At 60.3% G+C, this 22,284-nt stretch carries 18 protein-coding genes and 1 pseudogene; 7 read left to right on the top strand and 12 right to left on the bottom strand.

All coding sequences use genetic code 11. From position 1 onward, the window contains the following. Window positions 1–309: pseudogene (locus tag EV561_RS18035) on the top strand (3-oxoadipyl-CoA thiolase); the annotation flags it as partial. A 238-nt stretch (window positions 310–547) separates the two neighbouring features. Here the strand turns inward: EV561_RS18035 and EV561_RS18030 are convergent. Beyond that, entirely contained in the window at window positions 548–1,111 is a 564-nt protein-coding gene (locus tag EV561_RS18030) for a TetR/AcrR family transcriptional regulator (RefSeq protein ID WP_132523672.1), read from the bottom strand. A 110-nt stretch (window positions 1,112–1,221) separates the two neighbouring features. Here EV561_RS18030 and EV561_RS18025 point away from each other — a divergent pair, with 110 nt between their 5' ends. The 3 genes from EV561_RS18025 (at window position 1,222) to EV561_RS18015 (ending at window position 5,837) form a co-directional block, all read left to right on the top strand. Further along, a complete protein-coding gene (locus EV561_RS18025) occupies window positions 1,222–2,628 on the top strand; it encodes an amidase (RefSeq protein WP_132523671.1) in 1,407 nt (468 codons plus the stop codon). 261 nt (window positions 2,629–2,889) lie between these two features. After that, complete coding sequence (locus tag EV561_RS18020) at window positions 2,890–3,897, top strand: alpha/beta hydrolase (protein ID WP_132523670.1); 1,008 nt, start codon at window positions 2,890–2,892, stop codon at window positions 3,895–3,897. A 353-nt stretch (window positions 3,898–4,250) separates the two neighbouring features. Continuing rightward, complete coding sequence (locus EV561_RS18015) at window positions 4,251–5,837, top strand: MFS transporter (RefSeq protein ID WP_132523669.1); 1,587 nt, start codon at window positions 4,251–4,253, stop codon at window positions 5,835–5,837. A gap of 136 nt (window positions 5,838–5,973) precedes the next feature. On the opposite strand, the gene EV561_RS18010 is transcribed toward EV561_RS18015, so the two are convergent. From EV561_RS18010 to EV561_RS17975, 8 genes are all read right to left on the bottom strand, one after another. Further along, window positions 5,974–8,217 carry a molybdopterin cofactor-binding domain-containing protein gene (locus tag EV561_RS18010; RefSeq protein ID WP_132523668.1) on the bottom strand — a complete coding sequence of 748 codons (2,244 nt, stop codon included), beginning with the start codon at window positions 8,215–8,217 and terminating at the stop codon, window positions 5,974–5,976. Between the two features lie 10 nt (window positions 8,218–8,227). Beyond that, window positions 8,228–8,716 (bottom strand): (2Fe-2S)-binding protein, encoded by a 489-nt coding sequence (locus EV561_RS18005; RefSeq protein ID WP_132523667.1) that lies wholly within the window; start codon window positions 8,714–8,716, stop codon window positions 8,228–8,230. Next, window positions 8,713–10,095: a c-type cytochrome gene (locus EV561_RS18000; protein WP_165927842.1), complete on the bottom strand. Its 1,383-nt coding sequence runs from the start codon at window positions 10,093–10,095 to the stop codon at window positions 8,713–8,715. The genes EV561_RS18005 and EV561_RS18000 overlap by 4 nt, the downstream gene beginning before the upstream one ends. Before the next feature lie 484 nt (window positions 10,096–10,579). Then, window positions 10,580–12,166: a DHA2 family efflux MFS transporter permease subunit gene (locus EV561_RS17995; RefSeq protein WP_245512712.1), complete on the bottom strand. Its 1,587-nt coding sequence runs from the start codon at window positions 12,164–12,166 to the stop codon at window positions 10,580–10,582. A gap of 12 nt (window positions 12,167–12,178) precedes the next feature. Further along, window positions 12,179–13,267: an HlyD family secretion protein gene (locus EV561_RS17990; RefSeq protein ID WP_132523666.1), complete on the bottom strand. Its 1,089-nt coding sequence runs from the start codon at window positions 13,265–13,267 to the stop codon at window positions 12,179–12,181. Window positions 13,268–13,292: 25 nt separating this feature from the next. Then, window positions 13,293–13,820 (bottom strand): helix-turn-helix domain-containing protein, encoded by a 528-nt coding sequence (locus EV561_RS17985; protein ID WP_132523665.1) that lies wholly within the window; start codon window positions 13,818–13,820, stop codon window positions 13,293–13,295. Between the two features lie 168 nt (window positions 13,821–13,988). After that, a complete protein-coding gene (locus EV561_RS17980; RefSeq protein WP_245512711.1) occupies window positions 13,989–14,972 on the bottom strand; it encodes an NADP-dependent oxidoreductase in 984 nt (327 codons plus the stop codon). Between the two features lie 67 nt (window positions 14,973–15,039). Further along, window positions 15,040–15,459 (bottom strand): cupin domain-containing protein, encoded by a 420-nt coding sequence (locus tag EV561_RS17975; protein ID WP_132523664.1) that lies wholly within the window; start codon window positions 15,457–15,459, stop codon window positions 15,040–15,042. Between the two features lie 90 nt (window positions 15,460–15,549). On the opposite strand from EV561_RS17975, the gene EV561_RS17970 reads away from it, so the two are divergent. Then, window positions 15,550–16,962 (top strand): PLP-dependent aminotransferase family protein, encoded by a 1,413-nt coding sequence (locus tag EV561_RS17970; protein WP_132523663.1) that lies wholly within the window; start codon window positions 15,550–15,552, stop codon window positions 16,960–16,962. Window positions 16,963–17,063: 101 nt separating this feature from the next. Here the strand turns inward: EV561_RS17970 and EV561_RS17965 are convergent, their stop codons facing one another. The 3 genes from EV561_RS17965 to EV561_RS17955 all read right to left on the bottom strand — a co-directional run bounded on the left by EV561_RS17965 (window position 17,064) and on the right by EV561_RS17955 (window position 19,568). Then, entirely contained in the window at window positions 17,064–17,465 is a 402-nt protein-coding gene (locus EV561_RS17965; protein WP_132523662.1) for a DUF302 domain-containing protein, read from the bottom strand. Between the two features lie 103 nt (window positions 17,466–17,568). Continuing rightward, the gene (locus EV561_RS17960; RefSeq protein WP_132523661.1) at window positions 17,569–18,597 is read right to left on the bottom strand and encodes a zinc transporter ZntB; all 1,029 of its coding nucleotides are present in this window, start codon (window positions 18,595–18,597) and stop codon (window positions 17,569–17,571) included. 257 nt (window positions 18,598–18,854) lie between these two features. Continuing rightward, the gene (locus tag EV561_RS17955) at window positions 18,855–19,568 is read right to left on the bottom strand and encodes a GntR family transcriptional regulator (RefSeq protein WP_132523660.1); all 714 of its coding nucleotides are present in this window, start codon (window positions 19,566–19,568) and stop codon (window positions 18,855–18,857) included. 264 nt (window positions 19,569–19,832) lie between these two features. Here EV561_RS17955 and EV561_RS17950 point away from each other — a divergent pair, with 264 nt between their 5' ends. Beyond that, window positions 19,833–20,915 carry an ABC transporter ATP-binding protein gene (locus EV561_RS17950; RefSeq protein ID WP_132523659.1) on the top strand — a complete coding sequence of 361 codons (1,083 nt, stop codon included), beginning with the start codon at window positions 19,833–19,835 and terminating at the stop codon, window positions 20,913–20,915. Between the two features lie 28 nt (window positions 20,916–20,943). Next, window positions 20,944–22,245 (top strand): PotD/PotF family extracellular solute-binding protein, encoded by a 1,302-nt coding sequence (locus tag EV561_RS17945; protein ID WP_132523658.1) that lies wholly within the window; start codon window positions 20,944–20,946, stop codon window positions 22,243–22,245. Window positions 22,246–22,284 lie beyond the last annotated feature (39 nt).

Below are 22,284 nucleotides of genomic sequence, written 5' to 3'. Positions count from 1 at the left end.
ATCCCGGCATCACGCAAGCTGATGGCTAGGCTCGGAATGACCCAGGAGCAGTTCGACGTCATCGAACTCAACGAGGCCTTCGCCTCGCAGGGCCTTGCTGTTCTGCGCGAACTCGGGATTGCCGATGACGATGCCCGCGTCAATCGCAACGGCGGCGCCATCGCGCTCGGTCATCCGCTTGGCATGTCCGGCGCTCGGATCACCGGCACGGCTGCGCTGGAACTCAAGGAAACCGGTGGCCGCTATTCGCTGTCGACCATGTGCATCGGCGTCGGCCAGGGCATCGCCATCGCGCTCGAGCGGGTCTGACGGGCGCGAAGCCTCCCGCTTTGCCGTTTCGGAGCATCATGCCGTCCGAAACGGCGCCCCTTGCCGCGGCAAATCGTAAACTCATCTTGATTACCGAGCGGAAGGCACGATTGTGTCCTTCAGGGAGGCATATTGTCGTCTCCGCGCCGGTTTATTCAAATCGTCTGATCCGCGATCCCAGCCTCGATATCGAAGCGGAATCGCGCGGTTGCGGCGCCTCTCCGTACCCTGAGCAAATTCAGGCCGGCAGAAGTCCCGCCGCCCGGTAGCCATCGATCAGCGTGTCATAGAGGGATATGTCCGCCCGGCTTCTTGCCATCAGCTGGGCGCCCGCCACAGCCGCAAACACGGCCTTGGCGCGCGCGTCGCTCGCATCCGGCTCGACAGCTCCAGTCGCGATCAGTGCCTTCTTCAACCACGCCACATTGACGTCGGCGAAGATCTGCACTTCCTTTTTCACCGTTTCCGGCAGGTCGTCAAACTCGGCACCCATAAAACTGCACAGGCACATACGGTTACCGTTTTCGAGCGCCCGTCGAAAGGTCTCCGGGAAGAAGAGCAGTCGCTCGACCGGATCAGGATATTCGTCCCAGATCTTTTCGAGATCGGCTGCCGCGTCCTCCCAGTATCGCTTGGCGACTGCTGACGCCAAGTCGGCCTTGCTCGGAAAATGATAGTAGAGACTGGCAGCCTTTATGCCGACTTCAGCTGCCAGATCGCGCATGCTGAGGCCGCCATAGCCATGGGCCTGGGCCGACCTTTTCGCGGCCGCAAGGATGTCTTCACGCGCATTCGAGCTCATTTCAAGGCCTTTCTGATCCTTCCCAGTTAATCGAAAAAAGGGGGTTGACCAAGGGAAAGTTTGCTTCTAGCGTTAGCTAACTAACGTTAGTTAGACAAAGGAGAAGAGAAATGCAACAAGATAAACTCTATTACACGGACGCCACAAAGCTGGCCGAGCTCATCCGCACCAAGCAGGTCTCGCCCGTCGAGGTCGTCAAGGCACATCTCGATCGTATCGAGGCGGTGAATCCCAAGGTCAACGCTATTGTCACGATGGCTGACGGGGCACTGGTATCCGCCAAGAAGGCCGAAGCAGCCGTCATGGCCGGCGAGACGCTCGGCGCTCTCCACGGCGTTCCCTTCACCGTTAAAGACAGCATCGATACAGCCGGTGTTCTCACCCAGCGCGGCTCGCCGATCTTTAGGGGACGTGTGCCCGACACCGACGCCACCGCGGTTGCCCGCGTCAAGGCTGCCGGAGGCATCCTTATCGCCAAGACCAATCCGCCGGAGTTCGCCACCTCCATCGAGACCGACAACCTTCTGACCGGCCAGACCAACAACCCCTGGAATCTCGACTACACTCCGGGCGGTTCGAGCGGCGGCGAGTCGGCCGCGATCGCAGCCGGCATGTCCCCGCTCGGTATCGGCAGCGATCTGTCGATCTCGACCCGCGGTCCGGCCGCCCACACCGGCATCGTCGGTCTCAAGGCAACGCATGGCCGCGTACCGTTGACCGGTCACTGGCCGCGCGCACCCCGCCGCCTCTGGCACATCGGCCCGATGGCGCGCAGCGTGCGTGACGTGGCACTGGCCTATTCGATCATCGCCGGTCCCGATGGTGCCGACGGCTTCTCGACCGTCCCGCCGACTGTCGATCTCGGAGCACTTCAGATCCGTCCGCTGCGCGTGGGCTGGATCGCCGACAATGGTTTCTTCGGGCCGATCGATCCCGAAGTCGCGGCAACCGTAAAGGCCGCGGCGCAGGCACTGGCGGGCATCGGGGCCGAGGTAGAGGAGGTCGATCTGCCGCTCCTGCGCGACACCGATACCGTCACCGTCCTGTGGCAGCTTCATCAGATGGAAGCTAAACCCAATTTCGCGAAGGCCGTTGCCGGTCATGAGGATAAGGTGTTTCGTCATGCCAGACTGGTTCTCGATGGTGCCGACACGCCGATCGAAGACTTCGTCGCCCACGAGCAGACGGTTGAGCGTCTGCGCGACGAATTCGCCAGCTACTTCCAGCGCTACGACGTGCTGCTTGCGCCTGTCACGCCGTTCCCGGCTACAAAGCACGGCCTGGACGACGTGATCGTGGACGGAAAGGCCTGGTCGCCCTTCCAGGTCATGAACGGGACCTCGCCCTTTAGCCTGACCGGCCTGCCGGCGATGACCCTGCGGTTCGGTACCAGCAGCAACGGCCTGCCGATCGGCGTGCAACTCTCGTCCGCCTGGTATGCGGAGTCGACGATGTTCGACGCAGCCGCCCGCCTGGAGTCGGTCAGCCCGGTTCGCAACCTGTATCCGTCGCTCTGATAGTCAGGAAGGCCCCCGGAAACCTGTTTCCGGGTGCCTCAACATCGCCCAACGGCTCGCCATCAAGCCGAATCCGCAAGACAATAAAAACAAAAGATTTTCCTCGATCCCTGGCTCGGGCTGCCGCCATCACCCCTGACGCGGCCGACAGCGTCAGCGACATGTCAGGCAACTGGAAGCGATTCCTTCGACGCATCGCTTCCCTGTTTCGCAAGCCAGAATTCAAATTCACCCTGCAATATTCATCAGGAGATCTCAGAAATGACAGGAAAGACAGACCTCGACCGCCGCACCGTCCTGCGCGCCATTACCGCCGCGTCCGGCACGGTCTTAGCATCGGCAATCCTGGCAAATCCGGTTTCAGCCCAGTCGAGCCAGGCAACGCCAGCAGCAGGTCCGACCGACTTCGAGCCCGTTGAAGTCAAGACCAAGGACAACACGATTTTCGTTCGCCGTTACGGAAGTGGCTCGCCGCTTCTCCTGGTGCACGGTTTTCCCCGGAGCAGCCTGATGTGGCGCTTCATGGCGCCTGTTCTCGCCAAAAGCCACACGGTGATCTGCGTCGACCTTCGCGGTTACGGGCGCAGCGGCGTGCCGGCCTCGACCGACGACCATTACGCCTATTCGAAGAGGGCAATGGGCGACGAGCTTGTCGAGGTGATGGACAAACTCGGCTTCTCGAAATTCGATCTCGTCGGTCACGACCGCGGTGCCCGCGTCGCCTATCGCCTCACACTCGACCACGCCGAGAAAGTACGTCGGCTGGCGGTTTTCGACGCCATTCCGATTTCCGAGGGATGGGGTCACGCCGATGCAAGATTCGCTTTGGCATATTGGCCATGGACGCTGCTCGCACAGAAGGCGCCCCTTCCCGAGAGATATCTCGCCGGTGATCCCGAAGCCATCTTCGACAATACATTTGGTGCGGGCTCATTCGGTCCCGATGTCAGGGCGGAATATACGTCGACCTATCACGATACCGCCCGGACACACGCGGTTTGCGAGGAATTTCGCGCCGCTGCTTCGATCGATATCGAGCATGACAAAAAAGACCAGGAAGCGTTGCGGCGTATCGCCTGTCCGGTTCTCCATCTCTGGGGTGCTGGCGGCCCCCTTGATGTTTTCTATCAGAAGGACGGCGGCCCTCTCGGCATCTGGCGCAAGTGGGCAGATCATGTCGAGGGTCAGGCAATGAAGGGTGGCCACTTTTTTCCGGAGGAGAATCCCACCGAAACGACCGACCTTCTGATCAAGTTCCTGTCGGCCTGATCGACGGGCCGGGCGATCGGCTGCCGTCTCGCATTGCGACGGAAGCCGATCGTTCGCGTAAGGTCCGCCAGCGACCGGCGGGGCCTCTGACCTTTCATCCCTTCAAACAAATTCAATTGTATCGGTCACTAAAGAAAAATCTTGACGCGGCCCTGGCCTCAAAATATAGCGATCGCTACATATGGGCAGCCAGTGAATTTTCAAAATGAGTTTCAATCACCCGGAGCGCGGGGGAAACGGTTCAACGAACCGAACCGCACAAGCCTTTCGCGAAGATCAACCCTGACATGGCCTGAAGGCCCATGAGAACGGGCCAGGGCTTCATCGTGGTCAAACCAAAGTTAGAGGCAACAATGCAAAGACAGACTGCAACTCCCGGGACCAAGGCGGAAGAAAGAAGAAAATTTCTCGTGCTGGTGTCGGCAGGTTTGGCTTCGTCGCTGATCATGCTCGACTCGAACATCGTCGCGGTTTCGTTGCCATCGATCGCGAAGACGCTTGGCGCGACCTTCACCGAAATCGAATGGGTCGTGAGCGCCTACGTGCTTGCCTTTGCCGCTCTCCTCCTTGCGGCGGGCTCATATGCGGACCGGCACGGTCGAAAACTGGCCATGCTCGCCGGTCTGGCCATATTTACGATCTCGTCGGCATTTTGCGGATTGGCGACATCTGCGCTTGTGCTGAACCTTGCCAGGGCAGTTCAGGGCGTCGGCGCAAGCCTTCTTCTCACGGCGTCTCTGGCCGTCATAAACCACACCTTTGCCGGCCCGGAGCGAGCGAGGGCCTACGCATTCTGGGGCGCCTGCCTCGGAATTGCGATCACCAGCGGACCAATTATCGGTGGCGTCATCACCGACTTTTTCGGTTGGCGCTGGGCGTTCCTGATCAATTTGCCGATCTGCGCGGCGCTCATCATTGCGACCTACCTTGTGGTCGAGGAATCCAGCGACCACGAAGCCAAGAAGCTCGATTTTCCCGGGATCGTCACGTTTAGTGCGGGTCTCTTTCTCTTGATCTGGGCCTCGATCGACGGGAACAATCTGGGCTGGTCCAGCAGCGCGATCCTGCTTCGGCTCGTGGGCGCGTTCGTACTCTTGGCTGCATTCTATTGGATCCAGACGAAGGAAGAGCGGCCGATGATCGATTTCGGCCTATTCCGCCAGCCGACGTTTCTCGGATCAGCCTTCGCCATGCTTGGATATGCTATCGGGGCGCAGGTCCTGATCTTCTTTCTGCCGCTCTTCCTGCAGAACTCCTATGGACTTAAGCCTGCGATAGCCGGCCTGGCCATGCTGCCCTTCGCGCTGCCGATGTTCCTGACGCCTCGTTTCGGCGCGGGTCTTGCGTCGCAATATTCGGGACGCACGCTACTGACGCTCGGCCTTTCGGTTACAACACTTGGCGATCTGCTCCTTTATATCTTTGCAGAAGGGGGCGTATCGTACCCGCTGTTTGCCGCCGCCATGGTGGTCGCCGGTGCCGGAGCGGGACTGCTGAACAGCGAGACGGCGAAAGTGATGCAGGGTGCTGTTCCGCCGCAGCGCGCCGGTATGGCATCCGGCATCTCCGCGACCACGCGATTTGTCGGCCTGCTGTTCGGCGTTGCGGGGCTCGGGGCTGTGCTCTCGCATGGCGTCAATACGCGGTTCGTTTCGGCTGACGCGGTCAGCGGACTGGATTCCAACCTTCTTGCTCAGGCCGCAAGGCGTGTCGCATCGGGCGATTTGGGCGGGGTCATCGGCATGCTTGGAGAGCCGGCGCGAGAATCAATCCGCGCCGCGGCACAAAATGCCTTTGCGGGTGGCTTCGGCGATGCAAGCCTGATCGCGGCGATCGCCGCTGCGTTTTTCGGGCTGCTGACCTATGCGCTGGTACGCGCCGCCGACACGGCGCCGAACAAGGCTGCAAAGGGCGAAGAGCTGGCGCCGGCAATGGAATAAATCTGGTCCGGTGCAGGGGCCGGCCCCGCGCCGGCCTCATGGGCATCCGACATAACGACCAGGCATGGGGCATAAGATAGCGATGCCCCGCGCCAGGATCTGGACGCTGCAATAAGCGTTCCGAGCTACACTGTGCTCAGGCGCCAAGCGTCGCCTTCACCCTTTCCCGCGTGTAGGGCAGATCGTAAATGCGCTTGCCCGTGGCGTGCTTGACGGCATTGGCGATCGCACCGCCCGTCGGTCCTTGTGCTGCTTCCGCCACGCCGAGGTAGGGCGCGCCGGGATTGTCGACGACATGGACCTCCACGCTATCAGGCACGGCGCTGAAGCGCAGGATCGGATAGGATGACCAGTCCGCGCTGGTTACGCGGGTATTGTTGAAATGGACGGCTTCATAGAGGGTCCAGCTCAGCGATTGAAGGATTCCGCCTTCCGTCTGGTTGATAATCGCGTCGGGCGCAACCGCTTCGCCGCAGTCGACGGCAGATACGACATGCGAAATCTTGATCATGCCTGTTTCCGCATCGACATCAGCTTCAAGCGCGATGGCGAGATAGGCAGCATGGTTCTTGTATTTCGCAAAGGCGAAGCCTCTGCCCTTGCCTGCAGGCATCGGGTCATTGTTCCAGCCGAACTTGTCGGCCACCACTTCCATGACCTTCCGGCCGCGCGGATCCTTCATATGCCTGAGACGGAACTCCACGCGATCCGCGCCGGCTGCCTCGGCGAGCTCGTCCATGAAGCTCTCGATCGAGAAGATGTTGCAGTAGGCGCCAAGGCCGCGCAATGCGGAGACGCGAACCGGCATATCCGGAACGAAATGCCAGTTCACGCGCTGGTTCGGAACATCATAGAGCGGGATGGCATTGCGATCGCCATTTCCGAGCGGGGATATTTGCAGCTTCGCCGGATCGGGCGGAAAATGCTGCGCCATCAGGCGACCTGCCAGCAGCGATCCAGCTGATCCCGGACGCGTGCCGTGATTGTTGCTCCACAGATCATAGTGCCAGTTGACGATATTGCCCTTAGCGTCGAGGGTCGCGTTGGCGCGCGTCAGCATGCCGGGGCCATAGGGTTCCCAGAGATGCTCCTGATCGCGCATCCACTGCACGCGGACGTGCCGGCCGGGGAGCGCCTTCGCGATGAGCGCCGCGTCGCCTGCCGCATCGTCGGCACCATTGTGGCCGTAACAGCCCGATCCCTCGGTATGGATGCAGCGCACCTTTTCCTGCGGCATGCCCAGCATCTGCGCAATGGCGATCCGGTCAGGATAGACGCCTTGCGTATGCGTCCACACGGTCATCTGGTCATTGTCGAAAATGGCAACGGCCGCGGATGGACCGATGGAGCCGTGCATCTGATAGGCGCGCGTGAACTGTGCGCTCAAAGTCTTGATGCCATCGGCGGATTCGGCCCCGACGGAAGTCACCACGCCGACCTCGGTGACATTGGCTTCCAGAAACGCGGGAATCTTGTCCTGATCCGGGAGTGCTGCCTGCTCCTGCCAGCGCGCGGATGCATTCATGGCGCGCATCGCCTTCACGGCCTGGAACTCCTGCTCGGCAACGACGGCAAGAAAATCGCCGTCCCGCACGATGGCGATGACGCCGGGCATCGCCTTGATCGGCGCCTCGTCCAGGTCGATCAGCTTGGCGTAATAGCTCGGCGGGCGAACGACGCGAGCATGGACCATATCCTCCGGTCGCATGTCCTGCACATAGGCTTCCCCGCCGGTTACCTTGGCCGGAATATCGACGCGGGCGAAAGGCTTGCCGATGGCATGGTAGCTGCCCGGCTGCTTGATCTTGATGGCGGGATCGGCGTCGATATGCAGCATCTGGTCCACGACGAGATCGCCGTAGCCGACGGACGCACCGCTCGGACCCGTTACCTTGCCATTCTCCGCCTTCAACTGATCGGCCGGAATGCCAAGCTTGGTGCTGGCATTCCGGATGAGGATCTGCCTCACCTGGGCGCTGGCGTAGCGGATGGCCGTGCCGCTGTTCTGGATCGTCTGGCTGCCGGCAGTGTAGCCTTCGTTCGGCGTAACCGCGGTGTCGGCGGTGATCAGATTGATGACTGGGGGCTCGACCTCCAGCTCCTCGGCGGCAATCTGCCGGATGGAGGTCTTGGTGCCCTGTCCGAGCTCGGCCTTGCCAGTGAAGACCGTTATCGATCCGTCCTTGTCGACCCTGATCCAGGCGTCGAGAGCCGGCGTGTCGGCAAGGCTTCCCTGCAGCTTGGGTGCTACCGGCTTCGGCGTTGTCGGCACTTCGCCTTCCTGGGCCTGGACTTCGGGCGGGATGGTGAAGCTGACCACGAGAGCGCCGGAGCCGGCCAGAAAACCGCGGCGGGTGATGTCAAAAGTCGGGGCGTTCATGATGTCCTCCTCAACCGGCCGAAACCGGGGTTGCGGAAGCCGACTTCATCAGCTCCCGCGCACGCTGGACGGAGCGCAGGATGCGCATATGGGTGCCGCAGCGGCAGAGATTTGGCTCGAGTGCAGTGCGGATGTCGCTGTCGGTGGCATCCGGCTTGGCCTCCAGCAAGGCCTGCGCGCGCATCATCATGCCGGCGATGCAATAGCCGCACTGGGCCGACTGCTCTTCGATGAAGGCCTCCTGCATCGGACCCGGATTGTCGATGGTCCCAAGACCTTCGACCGTCTTGATCTGGCGACCCTCCAGCAACATGATAGGGGTCAGGCACGAAAACGTCGCCACACCGTCGACCATGACCGTGCAAGCACCGCATTGACCGAGCCCGCAGCCGAACTTTGCGGCATTCAGCTTGAGATCGTTGCGCAGCACGTAGAGCAGCGGGGTGGATGGGTCGGATTCGACCTCATGCGAGGCGCCATTGACATTGAGCTTCATCATTTATCCTGCGCTCCTATATTGTCGGGACCGCGTTCGATTCCGTCAGAAGGCCGGACGCTGACCTGGTATTTTCCGTTTCTCGTATCGGCCGAACGTTTTGCGACGTCCGTCCAGGCCGGTTTGCCGGCAAAATTCTCACGCAGATAGGCGAGCAGATCCGTCACCTGATCGTCGTTCATCGTATTGGCAAAACCGGGCATGATCGCGCTCTGACGCCCGCTTGCCGCAGGCAGGCCGAAAAGCACGGTGTTGACGGTATTTTGCGCATTCGGCGCATTGATGGCCGAACTCAGGTGAAAATCGATGCCGCCAAAGGGCAGGGGACGGCTGCCGTCGTGACAGACGGCGCAGGCGGCCGAGTAGATCGCCGCCCCGCGTCCGGCAGGCGTGTCGGCGGCCGGTACCGCGGGCGCGCTTGCCAGCACCACCTTGTCCGCCACGCTTTTGCGTATTTCTTCGCCCCTCTTTGCCCTGTCGGCAGAGGGCTGACCCATGGATGCAGCGACATAGGTCGCGATGGCGCTGATGTCGGAATCGGGCAGCAGGCCGAGATTGCCGGTCACTTCTCCCATTGGCCCGTTTGCAACGCCGTGATCCGGGTGCCAGCCCTGGCGCAGATAGGCATAAAGCGAATCGTGATCCCACGGAACCGGAGCAGACGTAGTGGAATCGAGCGCAAAAGCCGACCAGCCTTCAGCCTCACCGCCCGCCAGATGTGCGCTGCCGGATTCGGCGCCGAGGGCATTGCGGGGCGTATGACATGCGCCGCAATGGCCGAGGCCGTTGACGAGATAGGCGCCGCGGTTCCATTCGTCGCTCTGCGAGGCAACCTTCTGATAGGCGCCTTCGCGGAAGAACAGCGCCTTCCAGCCCGCAAGGACAAGGCGCACATTCAGCGGGAATGGCAGTTCGTTTGCCGACGGGCTTTCCTTGACGGGGTTGCGCGTCATGAGGAAGGCGTAGAGCGCCTGGTTGTCTTCATCAGAGACCAGCGTGAAGTGATCGAACGGGAAGGCGGGATAAAGATGCTTTCCGTCGCGGCTCACGCCCTCGCGCATCGCGCGGTTGAACGCTGCTTCCGACCAGGTGCCGATACCGGTTTCCGGATCCGGCGTAATATTGCTCGAATAGATGGTGCCGAAAGGCGTGGGGAGGGCAAAGCCGCCGGAGAATGAATGCCCTCCGGGTTTCGTATGACAGGCTGTACAGTTGCCGACCGCGGCCAGCATCGCGCCCTTGTCGATCAAGGCCTGATCGAAGGATGCCCGCTCAGGCGGAGAAATCGGCGCGATCGCAGGTTTCCAGGCGAAGGCAAAAGCGCCTGCGCCGGCGATGACGGCGATTCCCACCAGCCCGAGGATGATGCGTTTCAATCTCACTTAGAACTCCTAGCCCTGCAACCATCAAAGGTCGAGCGCAAACGAGCGGTAATCGCGCGCCTGTGCACCAGCCAGATAACCTGATGAAAACATTCATAATTATCGTTGGAAATGAAATATAGACGTCGATCTCTGACCGTCAATTATTAGTATTAGTCTAACTGTCCCGATGCCATCGGCTGTCATGCCGCAGCGGATCACACAAACAGGTAATGTTTGATCGCTAACGGAGAATTGGCCTCTGCATCTCCCGCCGAGAGAGGCCTTTTTTGCCCGGATTCGCGACAGATGCCGCACATTTGAATCTCAAATGATCTCGTCGACATCGACCTCATCTCGATCGACGGACGCGGCCTCGGAGAGCTCATCACGGTTTGTTGATAGAGGCGCTATGCGTCAAACCGAACCAATCGAGCACTTGTCCGCAAAGACGAAAAGATCGCGGCGTTTGACCTTCCGCCGCCGCCCACCTTTTCTCGATTCGTCAATGCCCGCTGGGTTGGGACGCGCCTTTTGGCGGGGTGACGTTTTTCATCAGGGGTACGAGAGCTGTCGCAATGACGAAAGCGACCATGATGACCTCGAAGGCATCGGCATAGGCCATGGTCGATGCTTCGCGATAGGCGAGCTTGAAGAGCTGCTTCAGCGCGGCGACATGGCCGTCATCCAGGCTGCCCGGCATTTCGCCATAGCGGCTGGCCACGCCGCCGACCAGACGTTGCATCGCCCCATTTGCGGGGGTCAGATTGGAGGCGATCGCTGTGAAATGCATGTTGGTGCGATCGTTGATGATCGCTGCGCAGACGGCAATGCCGACGGCGCCACCGAGATTGCGCATCATGTTGAAGAGCCCGCTTGCATATTTCAGCCGCTCCGGCGGCAGGCTTCCGAGCCCGAGAGTAACGGCCGGGGCAACCGCGAAAACCTGCGGAAAGCCACGAAAGACCTGCGGCCAGAAGAGCTCGTCACCGCCCCAGTCATGGGTGATGTAGCTGAAGCCCCACATGGCAGCGCCGAAGGATGCCAAACCAAACATCATCAGCCAGCGCGTATCGAAACGCTTGGCGAGGAAGATATAGGCCGGGACACCGAGCGTCGAAGCCGCGCCCGTCGAGAAAACGGCGACGCCGGTTTGCCATGCATCGAAGCCGCGGACATAGCCGAGGAACAGTGGCGTCAGATAGATCGTCGAGAAGATGCCGATGCCTGTGATGAAGGACAGCACGCAACCGATTGCAAAGTTGCGATTGCCGAAGGCCCTGAGGTCGACGACAGGCCGCGAAAAGGTCAGGCTGCGGATGAAGAACAGTACGCCGGCGACGGCTGCGATGGCGGTTGTGTTGCGGATCGTGCTGTCATCGAACCAGTTGGCGCGCGTACCTTCTTCCAGCACGTATTCGAGCGTGCCGAGCGAAATCGCCATCAGGATGATGCCGGGATAATCGGCGTCCTTTAGAAGCTTCAGGTCAGGCTCATCGATCTTGACCAGGAGCGGCACCAATATCGTGATGATAAGGCCGGGGACAATATTGACATAAAACAGCCAATGCCAGTTCCAGGTATCGGTGATCCAGCCGCCGATGACGGGTCCAAGGGTCGGCGCGACCGAGGCGATCGTTCCGATGACGGCGGCTGAATAGACGCGCTTCGGTCCCTGGAAATAATGGAAGGACGAGGTGAAGACCGTCGGGATCATCGAGGCGCCGAGCAGGCCCTGCAGTGCCCGGAACATGATCATGCTCTCGATGTTCCAGGCTATCCCGCACAACATGCTGCTGAGCGTGAAACCGGCTGCCGATATGGTGAAGAGCCAACGTGTCGAGAAGACGCGGGTCAGCCAGCCGGAGAGCGGGATGACGCAGATCTCTGCGATCAGATAGGCCGTCTGCACCCAGCTGATCTCGTCTTGCGATGCCGATAGACCGCCCCCGATATCCTGCAGCGAGGAGGCGACGATCTGGATGTCGAGGAGCGCGATGAACATGCCGAAGCACATCACCACGAAGGGCAGGAGGCTCCGGACCCAGCTGGTTTCAGCCGGAGCGGACGCCGATGCGGTGGCTGTTGTCACGACCGGCTCCTATCAGGGGTGCGTATCGACCGTGACCGTCGTCGACAGGCCCGGACGCAGTGCCCGAGCCTGCGAAACGTCATCATTCAAGGCGATGCGAACGGGTACGCGCTGGACGATCTTTGTGAAGTTGCCGGTTGCGTTTTCCGGCGGGATGACGCTGAAGGTCGCGCCGGTCGCCGGGGCAATGCTGCTGACGCGGCCCTGCAGGGGATGACCGGGATAGATATCGGTTGTGACATCGACCGTCTGGCCGACTTTGATCACGCCGAGCTGGTCTTCCTTGAAGTTTGCGTCGACCCACAATCCCTTGGCCGGGATTACGCTGAGGAGATAGCTGCCATCGGAGACATAGGCACCGATCTGCGCGGCGCGGTTTCCGACGTAACCGTCGACCGGTGAACGGATTTCCGTGTAGCTCAGGTTGAGGCGCGCCGTCTCGACATCAAGTCGTGCGCCTTGGAGGGTGGATTCGGCCTGCTCGATCTGCGTACCCAGGACATCGATCTGCTGGCGCGCCGCTGTCAGTCCCGCATCGGAAGCCTCGACGGCCGCCTTCGCCTGTGCGTCGGCCATAAGCGCCTTCTGGGCGTTCTGTTCCGTGCCGGTGCTCTGGTTTGCGAGATTGCGATACCGCTCGGCGTCGATGCCGGCGAACTCGGCCGCCGCCTTCTTGGCGGCGAGGTCCGCATCGGCTTGCTTGACGAGGGAGGCCTGTAGTGTCAGCTGCGCATGAAGATTATCGAGGCTCGCCTGCTGCTGATGCACCTGCGCCTCCGCGCGGTCCAGTGCGGTCTTGTAGGTGCTTGGATCAAGCCGGACCAGCAACTGACCGGCCTTTACCAGCTGGTTGTCCTCGACGAGAACTTCCTGCACATGACCGGAAACGCGTGGCGAAAGCGCCGTGGTGTTGCCGCCGACATAGGCATCGTCGGTCGTCTGCTGCCAGCGGCCTGTCTGCCACCAATAATTGGCGTACCAGCCGGCGGCCGCGACGATCGCGATCCCCGCCAGCAGTGCAACCGGCTTCTTCAGGCTCCGCTTCTGCTTAAGGGAGACTGCGCCCTGCTTGATGTCTGCTTCACTGACGACCTGATTCATGGCCGTGATCTCCGTGCCTATGCGATTAATTGATGACGGGAGGGATTTGGATCAGCGCGGATCCCGGGCCTTCGGATTTCAGGCGATAGCGCGAAGGCAGTGGCTCGCGAGCGCTCGGCCCGGCCGCCACGGCATATTTCGGCCTTGCGATGGGCTCCCTCGTTTCCCGGTCGACGAGTATGGGGTCTGCCCAGGCCCCGGTCTCGGTGTCGACAATCACGAGGCTCGGCCCTTCCGGGGCGAAATGCCTGTTGCCCCAGGCGATCAGCGACCAGAGCACGGGGCGGAAGTCCTCGCCGCACGCCGTCAGCACATATTCGAAACGCGGCGGTCGCTCCTGATATGGTCGCTTTTCAAGCAGGCCGGCCTCCACGAGGCTGTCGAGCCGCCGCGTCAGCGTGGCGGTACCAATACCCAGGCTCTTCTGGAACTCGTCAAATCGTGAAACGCCGCGCATCGCGTCGCGAAGAATGAGGATGCTCCACCACTCGCCGATGCGGTCCAGACTTTGTGCCACGGGGCACGGCATGGATTTGAAACTCTTATTCTGCATGAGGGCACCACACAACTTTCATGATGAAAGTTACTATAGGGCGACCGATTGCACTTTGCAAGTCGATGACTGCAAGCGCGGATGAGCGACATTGCTGAAGGTGCTGGAGGGTAGCCGAACGAGCTGGCAGACGCGCCGGGCGGCAGTGACGTCCGCCCGGCGATAATCTCAGTCCCGTACCCTAAGGACGATCTTGCCTTTCGGACGCGGAAGCTCGCCCTCGAGCATCCGGTGCGCTTTGACAGCATCGGTGATAGGAAGCACGAGGCCGGCATTTTGAAGAAGTTCGCCGCTGTCGATCGCTGCGCCGATCTCCTGAAGCTCGGCGGTGTTGACGGCAACAAGGAAGAAGAAGGCCTCGACGCCGAACTGCTTGGCAAGATCCTGATCAGGCTGCGACACTGCTGAAACCAGCCGTCCGCCTCGTTTCAACACGCCGAAGGATTTCGTCTGCGTATCGCCTCCGACCAGATCGATGACGACATCTACGCCGCTCAGCATGTCTTCGAAACGGTCGCGTTTGTAGTCGATTACCTTGTCGGCTCCCAGTGCCTTAACTCGCTCCTTGTCATCGCCGGCAGCGGTCGCAATTACATTCAGCTTTGCCTTCCGGGCGAACTGGATTGCATATGCGCCGACGCTGCCCGCGCCTCCATGGATGAGCACGGTGTCGCCGGCCTTCAGTTTGCCATGCTGGAAGAGTGCCTGGAGCGCGGTCACTGCAATGACCGGCACGGATGCCGCTTCGGCATGGTCGATCGAGGCCGGCTTCTGCGCGACCATGTCGGCTGCGGCGATCGCATAGTCCGCATAGGCTCCGATGAACCGTGGATTGGTGACGCCATATATCGCGTCACCAGGCTTGACGTGTAATACGCCCGGCCCGACTGCCTCGACGACCCCGGATAAATCCGATCCCAAAGTCAGGGGGAGCGGCTGGGGCAGCGCGCTCTTGCCCGATCGAATCCAGGCATCCCATGGGCCAACACCTGCCGCATAGACCTTGACCAGGACTTCATTCTGCCCAGGGCGAGGCTTTTCCAGCGCTTCGGCGCGAATAACTTCTGGTGGCCCGAATTCGTGCACGGTGTATGCAGTCATCATCATATCGGACGAGCCGTTGATGTTCTTTTCGTTTTCGATGTCGGTCATCTGAAAAAACTCCTTTAGCGATCTGGCTGCTATTAAGCCTTTTCGTCATCGCGTTGGTTCTTCGGTTTCATTTGATGGGGGTGGTGAGTACCTTGTCGTCGGAATCGACGACGAAGACCGCGAGAAGCTTCGCCGGTTTGCTCTTGCTTGCGTTGCGGCTGATTGTATGGCTCGCATTCGGCGGTTCGGACCAGCTTTCGCCGGCCTTGTAGATGCGGGTCTTTCCGTCATTCACCCTGGACTCGATTTCGCCCGAGATCACATAGGCATAGATGAAGGCGGACTTCGCATGTGTATGCGGCGGGGAGGCCGCGCCCGGAGCGTATTCGACTTCGACGGCGACAAGAGACTTGCCGGGAATGTTCGGAATAGCTTGATTGAATTTGGGGGTGACCGTTTCGGCCTGGCTGTCATGCGCCAAGGCGGATCCGGCAATCGCGAGGGCGCCGACGATGCAGGCGGTGGCGACGATGGTACGGATGTTCATGGGGTCCTCTCTTTCTGATGGCCTCAAGATGTGACTTTTCAGGCTAGAAAAAAGTACCAAGAATGCGAAGAAATCATGTACCAGGGCGCGATGAAAAAGCCGCTGAATCTGAAGCTCGACCGCACCGTAAATATTCCTCTGGCAGAGCAGATCCGCAAGGGCATAGCTGCGGCGATTGAAGGCGGAGTGCTGGAACCCGGTGCGCGCCTGCCTTCATGGCAGGATCTCGCCGCCCAACTCGGCGTCGCGCGTGGCACCGTGCGGAACGCATACGAGAAGCTGGCGGCGGCGCAGTTGATCGAAGCCTCGCGGGCAACCGGCACGCGTGTCGCCCAACGCCCTCGGTCCCTCGTCAAAAGCGAGCCGCAGCCGGAGGCGGGCTCGTTCATGGAAGCCTATCGGGAAATGATCCAGGGACCTGCGCTCTTCCAGATGGGCGTGCCGGCGACCGAGACCTTTCCTGCAACCTTGTTTGCGCGAATTCGTGCGCATGCGGTCCGTGCCGAGGCGAGTGCTCCGCCGCTCTATCCGGATGCGCGCGGCGAGCTCGAGTTGCGGCGGGAAATAGCCGGCTATCTTGCCGTTTCCCGCGGCATCAACTGCTTGCCTTCGCAGGTCTTCATCACCGGGGGATTCGGCGCGGGACTGGGCCTTGCGCTCAGCGTTCTAGGTCTGGAGGGGCATACCGCATGGGTAGAGAATCCGGGCTTTCCGTGGTCCAGGAAAGGACTTGAGCTCGCGCGCTTGTCGCTGTCTCCGATCCCGGTTGATGCCGAGGGCATCGATATCGACTACGGCCTGCACCACCATCCTGACGCAAAGCTCGTTGTCGTGACGCCAGGGCAGCAGGCGCCGCTTGGCCCTACCTTGTCGTTGGAGCGGCGCCTTCGTCTGCTCGAATGGGCCGCCGCGAACGAGGTTTGGGTTATCGAGGACGATTATCTGAGCGAATTGCAGCTGGCCGGCAGGGCGGCGCCGGCGCTAGCCTCGCTCGACCGGGACGAACGGGTCATCCACATAGGCTCGTTCAGCAAGACGATCAGCCCGACTGTTCGGCTTGGCTTTCTGGTCGCGCCGGTCGAATTGATCTCTCGGTTTGGCGAGACAGCAGCGTGCCTTGCGCCGCCACCAGGTCCCGCGGTGCAACTTGCAACCGCGGAGTTTATGCATGAGGGGCACTATATGCGCCATCTCCGACGCACCAAGCGCGCCTATGCCGCCAAACGGCAGGCGCTGCTGGATTGTCTTCAGGCGTCTGTCGGGGTCGGTCGCGTCGCTGCACCAGGCCTGGCCGTGTTGCTGAAATTACCGACGGGAACGCCTGATCTAGCGATCGTACGTGAAGCCTCGATGTTCGGCATGTCTCCCTCACCGCTTTCGGCCTGGTACGTCTCGAGTGACAACGCCGAGTCCGGGCTTCTGCTGGGGGTCGCGACTTCACCGACGAAGAATCTCGCTCTGGCCTGTGATCGGCTGTTTGAAACAATTCGCCGGTTCAGCTGAGCTATACAGTCGGACCGATTGGGGCCATGACAGCTTCCTTCTTATGCTACATCGCTTGGGAGAATTTGTGCCAACGCCGGTTAGCACCTGGAGATTTACGGCTATTGATCTGGCTTGATCGCGCTCGCGATCACAGTCTCCGCTTTAGAAAACCGCGCCAGTTGTTCACTGGTCAGCACTACCGCGTTTGTGATTGCGGCGGCAGGATGAAAGGCAACGATGGTCTTTCCGCTTGTGTCTTCACGCACCAGGACTCGGAGCGGGAGATCCAGTGCTGCCGCTGGCGTTTCCAACATCACGGGCGTGCCCGATTGCGGACTGCCGTAAATCAGAACAATGGTCCGCGGCATTGTCAGGCCCACCTGTTCGGCTGCGCCGCTGTGATCGATGCGCGCAAATATCTTCAAGTTGGCTTTCTCGAATGCATCGCCAAGCCGTTTCAGGGTCGTGGAAAAGTCGTGGGCGCTCTCCAGTTCCACTATGCCTGCAGGATGTTCGACCATGGGTTTCCTCTTTTATGCGTTCAGTTTGATTAAAGGCAGGCGTAGACCATTTTGATGAATTGGTCGCCATTGAAGACGAATTTTCCATGGTCGCTTCGGGCTTTCAAAGCCAGTTGATCCGCTTGAGGATCATCAGCGTTGCAACCGATGTGATCGCGACGAAGGCAACGATTATAATGAACGCCCAGGTGTCGTTGACACCGGGGATACCGCCGACATTCATGCCGAAAAGACCCGCCACCACGCTCGGCGGGAGAAGCAGGGCGGCGAGCGCGGCGAGGCGGTTCGAATTGCGGGCAATCCGCTCGCTGATGACCGTGGACAGGTCGTCATGAAGAATTCCGGTACGGTCGCGGATGGCGTCGAGATATTCGATGAAGCGCATCAGCTTGTCGATGACCTCGCGGAACCGCAACTTGTCACGCTCCTTTAGCCACGGCGCGTCGTCATGTTCGATACGGTTCAAGGCGTCGCGCTGAGGAGCAAGATAGCGCCGAAGCTGAACAGAGCGGCGGCGAAGCTGTTTCAGCCGCTCGCGCACTTCGCTGGCCTCGCCGTGAAAGATCAACTCGTCGAGTTCGTCGACCTCTTCGTCCATTGTGTCGAGCACCGGCTCAAGATCTCGTACCAGTTTTTCGCTGACGAGAGCGAGCAATTCCCCTGTCTGTCTTGGCCCCTTGCCCTTGTCCAGGGCAAGTCGGATGTCGCGCAATGCAGTTATGTAGTGGCCGCTATCGCGCAGGGTCACCAGCCTGCTCTCGTCGGCCCATATATGAAGAGGAACGAGATCGATTTCGGCAGGCCCAGCCTCCACTTCCTCCGGGGGCGCGGCGCAAACACCGCGAAGAATAATCAGCAGCCCGTCATCGATGCTTTCGACACGTGGGCGCGACTCTTCCTCGAGCAAGGCGTCAGCGACCAGCGGATCAAAGCCGCCTCTCGTTGTGACCCATTCGGCAGCAGCCGCGTGATCCCGCTCGAAATGCAGCCAGACGACGCCGTCAGCTGGCCTCCACCGGCATACGGCTTCCATATCGAGGGTGCGACAGCCGCCGTTTCCGTCAAGGAGCACGGCAAAACGCAAACCGGGCTCGGCGCCGTAGCTTGCAACGCTCACGACCTGTTCTTGCATGTGTCACCTCCACCACCTGCCAAAGCAGCTCTTGGAAGCGCAAGGGCAAGTCGACAGCTTAGCAAGTCGCTGCGAGGCGACAAGACAATCAAATACAGAGCGGTGTGTTGAGAACAAACAAAGCCTGGCAGGCAAGACGCGCCTCGGAAAAGCAGCGGTCATACGTCAGAGAAAGCTGTTTGGTTACGGCCTTATTCCGCTCCAATTCGCGATCCCGGCCAAGGCCTGATATGCCGCTGACCAACATTCGCGCAGGTTCATAATTCCAGGGCTTCCTTCAGATTGAAACCCCTGCGTTCGCGCAAATCAAGATCGGCCTCGATGTGCGCAATGTGGTCCAGCATCAGCCGACAAGCCTCATCCAGATCATTTCGCTCAATCGCCGCTACAATGTTGCCGTGCTCGGAGTGGCCACAGCTCGAAATTGTCGATTGGCCGTAAAGTGCGATCACCAGCGAAGAGCGGGCAACGAGTTCATCCATGAAACGCTGCATGATGACGTTGCCGGATATCGCTGCAAGGGTGAGATGAAAATCGCCGGATGCCTTGATCTCGGCACGGCGGGCCGTCTGGCCCCGCTCGCCCATCAAACGGCCTTCCTCAAGCAACAGATGTCTCAGCTGCCAGATCTGCGACGGCGTAATTCTGGTGGCCGCCTCCCGCAGAATTCCGGGCTCCACGAGGCGGCGCGCGGCGAAGATCTGGCGTGCTTCCTCGGGAGAAGGGTAGGCCACGAACGCACCGCGATTCTTCTCGACACTTACCAACCCTTCGTAGGAAAGGGCCTGCAGGGCGGCTCGAACCAGCGTGCGGCTGACATTGAAGAGGTTACCGACATCGCTTTCGGACAGTTTCGTTCCAGGCGACAATCGACGCTCCACGATGGCATCGCGAAGCGCGTCGCGGATCTGTCGCGTGCCCGTATCGGCTGAGTCGTCTGCTGTCTGGAGGGCGCTCGGCGCGAATTTCATGAAATCAGGTACCTTTTGACCGGAAATATATCCCTGTTTCTCTCGAAAGTTAAACGGAATTTGCGCTCAATATGCTGAAGGATTGTATACGAAACGTTGCCTTAATTGCAGACGATAGCCTAATTCGTGTGCAAGGACGTATGTTGCCTCAATTTTGGATAATTGCGAAAATTCTCCATCAAGAAATTGATTTTAAATGACTTGTTGCGCCGCAATAGAAACTGGCACGGAAGATGCATTGTTCTTCTCAAACAGGGGAAGACAATGTCGAAAGCCGCAGAGATCGATATCGTATCCGTTTCCAAGGTCTATGGAGCCACTACGGCGGTCCATTCCATCAGTCTGAAGATTCCAGCCGGATCCTACTGCTGCTTCCTTGGGCCTTCGGGCTGCGGAAAAACCTCTACGCTACGCATGATCGCCGGCCACGAGAGCATTTCCTCCGGCGATATCAGGCTTGGCAACACCGTCGTTACCGATTTTCCGCCGGCCAAGCGCGACACTGCAATGATGTTCCAGTCCTACGCGCTGTTTCCGCATCTCGACCTTATCGAGAATGTCGCCTTCAGCCTGAAGATGAAGGGCGTCGAGAAAGCCGAGCGTCGTGCCAAGGCGTTGGAAATGCTGAAGCTGATGCAGATGGACGCCTATGCAACCCGGCGGCCGGCGCAGCTGTCGGGTGGTCAACAGCAGCGTGTGGCGCTGGCACGGGCTCTGATCACCGATCCGGAGGCCCTATTGCTGGATGAACCGCTGTCGGCGCTTGATCCCTTTCTCAAGATCCGCATGCGCGCCGAGCTCAAGAAGCTTCAAAAGTCGCTCGGCATCACCTTCGTACATGTGACGCACAGCCAGGAAGAGGCGATGGCGCTCGCCGATCTGATCGTCATTATGAATGACGGCAAGATCGAGCAGGCTGCAACGCCCCGCAAGGTGTTCGAAGAGCCGGCGACTGCTTTCGTCGCGCGTTTCATGGGCGATCACAACGTACTGTCCGGTCGTGTCGTGTCCTCCCAAAATGGCCTCACGACGCTTGAGGTGCCTGAGGGACAGGCCTTCTCCGTGCGTGGTGATGGCAAGCAGGTCGGCGAGAATGTCGATATCGGCATCCGCACTGATCGTGTCCGTCTCGAGGCTGCCTTCGACAAGACGCTCGGCATGAATGGCGTCATCTCCAACATCGAATATCGCGGCGCTTCGGTGAAGATCACCGTCGTCGGCGCGGGCAGCGACGACTTCACGGTCATTGCGAATGACAGTGATTACTTCGCCAAACCCGTGTCGGTCGGCGACGCGGTGCCTTTGCGTTGGGCACTGGAGGACGCCGTTCTTCTAGGCCGTGCATGAATCTCAACACCAAAAAAGGGGAACTGACATGACAAATGACAAGAAGACGACGACCGGCACGGAAGCGGGAATTTCCCGCCGCAAGTTGCTGAAAACTGGCGCTGCCGCGATCGGCGCTGCCGCAGGCTCCGGCCTGATCACCGGTTTCCCGACGATCTGGGCGCAGTCCAATATCACGCTCCGCCAATTCGGCACCGGCGTTTCGAACATCAATGCTATCGCCGACAAGTGCAAAGCCGACCTCGGCATCACGCTGGAAATGACGGCGACCGATTCCGACGCCGCCGCCCAGCGCGCGGTGACCCAGCCGAACAGCTATGATATCGCCGACATCGAATACTGGATCTGCAAGAAGGTCTTCCCAGCTGGCGTTTTGCAGCCGATGGACGTCAAGAAGCTGAAATATTTCGACAAGGTCGTGCCGATCTTCACGACCGGCAAGCTGACGCCCGACTCCACGATCGCGCAGGGCACGGCGCCGCATACGGTCGGTTTCGTCGAGAGCCAGGATTCGAAGAAGTTCGCCAAGGAACCGACCCAGTGGTTCACCATGATGCCGACGATCTACAATGCCGACACGCTCGGCATCCGTCCTGACCTGACCGGCCGCGAAATCACCAGCTGGGCCGATATCCTCGATCCGAAGTTCAAGGGCAAGACGGCGATCATCAACGTGCCGTCGATCGGCATCATGGACGCCGCCATGATCATGGAAGCGTCAGGCAAGATGAAATATGCCGACAAGGGCAACATGACGAAGGAAGAGATCGACAAGACGATCGAATTCCTGATCAAGACCAAGGGCGACGGCCAGTTCCGCGCCTTCTGGAAGAGCTTCGATGAATCCGTCAACCTGATGGCCTCGGGCGAAGTCGTCATCCAGTCCATGTGGTCGCCGGCCGTCGCCGCCGTCCGCTCCAAGGGCATCGCCTGCACCTTCCAGCCGCTCAAGGAAGGCTACCGCGCCTGGGGCGGCGGTCTCGGCCTCGCCAAGCACCTGTCCGGCGCGCAGCTCGACGCGGCCTATGAATATATCAACTGGTACACATCGGGCTGGGTCGGCGCCTACCTCAACCGCCAGGGCTACTATTCGGCCTGCCTCGACACGGCGAAGGGTTTCATGACCGCCGACGAGTGGGGCTACTGGATGGAAGGCAAGCCGGCACAGGGCGATATCATGTCGCCCGAAGGCAAGGTGATGGAAAAGGCCGGCGCCGTTCGCGACGGCGGCTCCTTCCAGGACCGCATCGGCCACATCGCCTGCTGGAACTCGGTCATGGACGAAGACCGCTACATGGTCCGCCGCTGGAACGAGTTCATCGCGGCGTAAGGCAGGTCAGCGCTTGCCGCTTTCCCCTCGCCAGCCCTC

It is taken from the genome of Rhizobium sp. BK376, assembly GCF_004341625.1.
Lineage (GTDB): Bacteria > Pseudomonadota > Alphaproteobacteria > Rhizobiales > Rhizobiaceae > Rhizobium.
Note: the sequence above shows the minus strand (reverse complement) of the source record. Positions and strands in the feature narration are given on the sequence as shown.

Bases quoted from the DNA above. Each gene is read 5' to 3' on its own strand.
- EV561_RS17950 (WP_132523659.1), top strand. From the start codon at position 19,833: ATGTCGAAAGCCGCAGAGATCGATATCGTATCCGTTTCCAAGGTCTAT.
- EV561_RS17955 (WP_132523660.1), bottom strand. From the start codon at position 19,568: ATGAAATTCGCGCCGAGCGCCCTCCAGACAGCAGACGACTCAGCCGAT.
- EV561_RS18020 (WP_132523670.1), top strand. From the start codon at position 2,890: ATGACAGGAAAGACAGACCTCGACCGCCGCACCGTCCTGCGCGCCATT.
- EV561_RS18025 (WP_132523671.1), top strand. From the start codon at position 1,222: ATGCAACAAGATAAACTCTATTACACGGACGCCACAAAGCTGGCCGAG.
- EV561_RS18010 (WP_132523668.1), bottom strand. From the start codon at position 8,217: ATGAACGCCCCGACTTTTGACATCACCCGCCGCGGTTTTCTGGCCGGC.
- EV561_RS17970 (WP_132523663.1), top strand. From the start codon at position 15,550: ATGAAAAAGCCGCTGAATCTGAAGCTCGACCGCACCGTAAATATTCCT.
- EV561_RS18005 (WP_132523667.1), bottom strand. From the start codon at position 8,716: ATGATGAAGCTCAATGTCAATGGCGCCTCGCATGAGGTCGAATCCGAC.
- EV561_RS18015 (WP_132523669.1), top strand. From the start codon at position 4,251: ATGCAAAGACAGACTGCAACTCCCGGGACCAAGGCGGAAGAAAGAAGA.
- EV561_RS17975 (WP_132523664.1), bottom strand. From the start codon at position 15,459: ATGAACATCCGTACCATCGTCGCCACCGCCTGCATCGTCGGCGCCCTC.
- EV561_RS18030 (WP_132523672.1), bottom strand. From the start codon at position 1,111: ATGAGCTCGAATGCGCGTGAAGACATCCTTGCGGCCGCGAAAAGGTCG.
- EV561_RS17945 (WP_132523658.1), top strand. From the start codon at position 20,944: ATGACAAATGACAAGAAGACGACGACCGGCACGGAAGCGGGAATTTCC.
- EV561_RS17990 (WP_132523666.1), bottom strand. From the start codon at position 13,267: ATGAATCAGGTCGTCAGTGAAGCAGACATCAAGCAGGGCGCAGTCTCC.
- EV561_RS17960 (WP_132523661.1), bottom strand. From the start codon at position 18,597: ATGCAAGAACAGGTCGTGAGCGTTGCAAGCTACGGCGCCGAGCCCGGT.
- EV561_RS17980 (WP_245512711.1), bottom strand. From the start codon at position 14,972: ATGACCGACATCGAAAACGAAAAGAACATCAACGGCTCGTCCGATATG.
- EV561_RS17965 (WP_132523662.1), bottom strand. From the start codon at position 17,465: ATGGTCGAACATCCTGCAGGCATAGTGGAACTGGAGAGCGCCCACGAC.
- EV561_RS17985 (WP_132523665.1), bottom strand. From the start codon at position 13,820: ATGCAGAATAAGAGTTTCAAATCCATGCCGTGCCCCGTGGCACAAAGT.